The following is a 4,810-nucleotide window of genomic DNA, read 5'->3' as shown; positions in this document are numbered from 1 at the left end:
GATCTTCTGGATACCTATTACAAAGATAAGGCAGAGCGCGATCGCGTCAAACAGCAAGCCAGTGAGCTCATTCGCCGTGTTGAAAATGAACTTCAAAAAAATCGTCATAAGCTAAAAAAACAAGAAAAAGAGTTACTAGCGACAGACAATGCTGAGGAATTTCGCCAAAAAGGGGAATTGCTGACAACCTTCCTCCACCAAGTGCCTAATGACCAAGATCAGGTTACCTTGGACAACTACTACACCAACCAACCTATCACCATTGCGCTTGATAAGGCCTTGACTCCCAGCCAGAATGCTCAACGCTACTTTAAACGCTATCAGAAGCTCAAAGAAGCTGTCAAATACCTGACTGAGTTGATCGAAGAAACCAAGGCCACCATTCTTTATCTAGAAAGTGTCGAAACCGTACTCAACCAAGCTGGACTGGAAGAAATCGCTGAAATCCGTGAAGAATTGATCCAAACAGGCTTCATTAGAAGACGCCAACGCGAGAAAATTCAGAAACGCAAAAAACCAGAACAGTATCTGGCGAGCGATGGCAAGACCATCATCTATGTCGGTCGAAACAATCTTCAAAATGAAGAGTTGACCTTTAAAATGGCCCGCAAGGAGGAACTTTGGTTCCATGCCAAGGACATCCCTGGAAGCCACGTCGTCATCTCAGGAAATCTTGATCCATCTGATGAAGTCAAGACAGATGCAGCTGAACTAGCTGCCTACTTCTCCAAAGGGCGTTTGTCAAATCTAGTTCAAGTGGATATGATTGAAGTCAAGAAACTCAACAAACCAACTGGTGGAAAACCTGGCTTTGTAACCTACACAGGACAAAAGACCCTCCGCGTTACACCAGACCCAGAAAAAATCGCATCTATGAAAAAATCCTGATTCAACTTGAAATCAGGATTTTCTTTTACATTTCACTCTGCAATCAAGGTTTCCAAGCCGACTTTCATCATATCAGTGAAGGTGTTTTGATTTTCTCAGCCAGTTTTTAGTAACTCTTAAAGAGCGAGATTTTGGCCAATAAATGAGATAGTTTTCTCTTTCAAGTAACAAGATTTTGTTGCTATCTTCTAAAATTCTTTTATTGTCTCAATTTCGAAAAGACTTCCCCAATCTTGCCTTCAATGACCAATGTAGCTTGGCTGTCTTGTGGAATACTGGTTTTATTGATAAGGACCAGATTTGTCCCAGAAAAATAGTTTACTAGGCTAGCTGCAGGATAAACAACCAAGGAAGTCCCACCAATAATCAGCAAGTCTGCTTGCCGAATAGCTTGTGCAGCTTGACTAAAGACATCCATGTCAAGTGATTCTTCATACAAGGTCACGTCAGGCTTGACCACCTTACCACAGTCTAAGCAGTTGGGAACAGGTCCCTCGAGGGCCAGAAAGGCAGTTAAGTCATAGAAACGATGACAACCTAGGCAGTAATTTCGGTCCGCACTCCCATGCAATTTAAAGACCTTCTGAGAGCCAGCCATTTCATGAAGACTATCGATATTTTGTGTCACAACAGCCTTTAGCTTACCTGTCTTTTCCAAAGCAGCTAGATAAGTATGAGCAGCATTAGGCTTGGCTTCTGGATAAATCAGGTATTTCTTATAAAAGTCAAAAAAATCTTCTGGATAGCGCTCAAACATGGTCCGAGAAACGAGTTGCTCTGCCGTAAAATGACGGCCTAACTGATGACTATAAACACCATCTGAACTACGAAAATCTGGGATATTAGACTCGGTTGACACTCCTGCCCCTCCAAAGAAAACAATCCGTTGGCTTTGATCTATCAAGTCTTGTAATTGTTCAATTTTATCCATCACATTTCTCCTTAAGCTGGGTTCTAAAAAAGTTGAAAATCAATAGTTGGATTTTCAACTCTTTCTTTATCATTGCTAAGATATTGAAAATAAATCACTTACAACAGTTCTTGTAGCTAATGTAATTGAAAAGCTATTCTCTGATTACTCTGCAATCAAGGTTTCCAATCCAACCTTCATCATATCAGTGAAGGTATTTTGGCGTTCTTCTGCAGTAGTGTCTTCATCTGGATTGACCAAGCTATCAGAAATGGTCATGATTGCAAGAGCATCAACGTGGTGTTGGGAAGCAAGATAGTAAAGAGCTGCTGCTTCCATTTCCACAGCCTTAACTCCCCATTTACCAAGCTCGATGTTCTTTTCAAAGTAGTTTGAGTAAAAGACATCTGACGACAAAACGTTCCCAACGTGGGTAGTCATACCGAGTTCTTTGGCGATATGGTAGGCCTTATCTAGTAAATCAAAGCTAGCGATTTGTGGAAAATCATACTGTGGCCAGTCGTTTCGGATGATGTTTGAGTTAGTTGCAGCTGCTTGCGCCAAAACCAATTCACGAACGTGAACATCCTCATTCAAGGAACCAGCAGTTCCGACACGGATCAATTTCTTCACTCCGTAGTCTACAATCAATTCACGGGCATAGATAGAGATTGATGGCATCCCCATCCCAGTTCCCATGACAGATACACGGTGGCCCTTGTAAGTACCAGTGTAGCCAAACATGTTACGAACTTCGTTAAAACAAACAGCATCTTCAAGGAAATTCTCCGCAATAAACTTAGCACGAAGAGGATCCCCCGGAAGAAGAATTTTATCAGCAATTTCACCCTGCTGAGCAGCAATATGGATAGACATAGTTAAGATATAAAGGGCGACAGAGAACAAAGTAAAAATAGGAAACTGACGAAGCATCGCAGATGCTAGACAGTTTATCTTTTTTACACAGTTCTCCGCCCGTATTCAGTTCAGCAAATACGGTTTACCCATCCTTTCTTTATTTTATGATGATTAGAGAGCGACAAGAAAACGACTGAAAATTAGGAATCTGACGAGAAATCCTGATTTCTCAATCAGATTATCTATTTTCCGAGTTTTCCGCTCGTGTTCAAATTAGAACACTTCGCTCTACCTTTCTTTATTTATTTTTATATTTCATAGCTAGGAAAAATCGTATTCAATCATGACTCCGATAAGCCTACTACATTTTTATTTAAAACAGTTATTGATAAACTAACAATAATTTTTAATCTTTTAAGATAAATCCTTGATTAGAAGAAACGGGTATTTCCTACCTAATTACTTTATTCTTTGACATCTTACACAGTATGCTAGCCCAAGGAAAACGGTCTAACACCTTTGCAAAACCATAAGCTAGGAAAGCAGTTACTAAGAGATACGGAAGAGAATCTAAACCTAGCCCAGTGAAACCTATAACTAATCCGGTTGCAGAAATGGGCGCCCTCAAGGTCACAGATAAAAAGCAAACAGATCCCAAAAGTAAAACGGTTGGCTGACTGTCCAAACCTAGAATCATGCCCAAGAGAGCAGCTCCAGCCATCCCCAAGGCAAAAGATGGCGTAAGAGTACCACCATAGGCCCCTGCCCAAAGGATAATAAGAACGACCACTGCTTTTAGGAAAAACATGAGAAGCACTGTTTGACCACTGCTATCATTTAAAATTTCCTGAGCCATCATGCGTCCATTGCCAAGTAGATGTGGAAAGTAACTTGCCAGACCAACAAGAAAAAGAAAAGCTGAGGGCAATGTGAGAAGTATTCGTTTATCTTTTATCCTGTTTGAAGACACTTTTTTACTTAAACGACCAAAAAGCCAAGCTAGGGGGGTTAAGAAAAGAAGTAATAAAGGGACAATCCACACTTCCTTTAATGACCATGCAATAGCTGGAATCTGGTAGAGAGCATGATCTGAAATAACCAATCCTGCTGTATAGGTTGACACATAGGTAGTCAAACCGACAAATACAAATCGCTTGATAGATAAAGTAATTCCTAGAGTCTCAAAAACGAAGAAAACACTTGTTAATGGAACCTGATAAACAGCCGCTAAACCAGCACCAGCACCACAAGCAAGGAGAAAGATGCGATCCTTCATAGACAGTATACATATTTTTCCAATTGGCCCTGCAAATAGGGTTCCAATCTCTCGTGGCGCAGCTTCTTTTCCAATAGGCGCTCCCCCTCCAACTGCAATAATCTGCCAAATTGAATGAAATAGCTGTCTTAAAAAATGAAGCTTGTATTGTGAAGTCTCATCCTTCATCTGAGCTTTGATGGAATAAATCTTCGACCCTTTTTGCAAGAAGTACCAGACTAAGGACGAGCTAAGACCCACGATTATTAAACTTAGTCCTATCCGTGAGGAGGCAACTCCATCTGTCAGAAATCCACTATGATGCTCTGACTGACCAAAAGCTAGCCCCTCCACCATCTCTAAAAGATAATGGAGAAATATACCAGATAAACCCGAAACTATTCCTTGCAGAATTACTGCTATGAATAATCTAAAATTATAAGGGATTTTTCGAAAAATACTCCTCAATTCTATTAACATGATTACAATTCAGCAAGAATAGCTTTCAGCAAGCCTTTGAAGTCGCCTTTAACACGTTCTGTTACTTCCACAACTTCTTCGTGGTTGAGTTCTTCTTGGAAACCAGCAGCATGGTTCGTGATACATGAAATACCGAGAACTTTCAAGCCTGAGTGGGCGGCAACAATAACTTCAGGAACAGTGGACATACCAACTGCATCTGCTCCCAGTGTCTTATAGGCGCGAATTTCTGCTGGGGTTTCATAAGTCGGACCTGTTACACCAATATAGACACCTTCATCAAGCTTGATACCAAGTTTCTTAGCCACTTCATGGGCAGTAGCACGATATTCTGGAGTGTAGGCTTTAGACATATCTGGGAAACGTGGACCAAAATCATCCAAGTTTTCACCCATCAATGGGTTCTGCCCCGTCATATT

The 4,810-nt window shown here is 40.9% G+C and carries 4 protein-coding genes and 1 pseudogene; 1 reads left to right on the top strand and 4 read right to left on the bottom strand.

The window, feature by feature from the left end; all coding sequences use genetic code 11:
* Window positions 1-888: pseudogene (gene pavA / locus GMD6S_RS08300) on the top strand (Rqc2 family fibronectin-binding protein PavA); the annotation flags it as partial.
* Window positions 889-1,087: 199 nt separating this feature from the next.
* On the opposite strand, the gene GMD6S_RS08295 reads toward pavA, so the two are convergent.
* The 4 genes from GMD6S_RS08295 to GMD6S_RS08280 form a co-directional block, all read right to left on the bottom strand.
* Entirely contained in the window at window positions 1,088-1,819 is a 732-nt protein-coding gene (locus tag GMD6S_RS08295; protein ID WP_000357682.1) for an NAD-dependent protein deacylase, read from the bottom strand.
* Window positions 1,820-1,963: 144 nt separating this feature from the next.
* A complete protein-coding gene (gene deoD / locus GMD6S_RS08290; protein ID WP_008276062.1) occupies window positions 1,964-2,674 on the bottom strand; it encodes a purine-nucleoside phosphorylase in 711 nt (236 codons plus the stop codon).
* A gap of 433 nt (window positions 2,675-3,107) precedes the next feature.
* Complete coding sequence (locus GMD6S_RS08285) at window positions 3,108-4,391, bottom strand: chloride channel protein (RefSeq protein ID WP_000904385.1); 1,284 nt, start codon at window positions 4,389-4,391, stop codon at window positions 3,108-3,110.
* A gap of 2 nt (window positions 4,392-4,393) precedes the next feature.
* A partial coding sequence (locus tag GMD6S_RS08280; RefSeq protein ID WP_000294067.1) for a phosphorylase family protein occupies window positions 4,394-4,810 on the bottom strand: 417 nt, incomplete at its 5' end.

This window comes from Streptococcus sp. GMD6S (assembly GCF_000297015.1).
The sequence above is the reverse complement of the archived record's forward strand: the minus strand, read 5'-3'. Positions and strand labels throughout refer to the sequence as shown.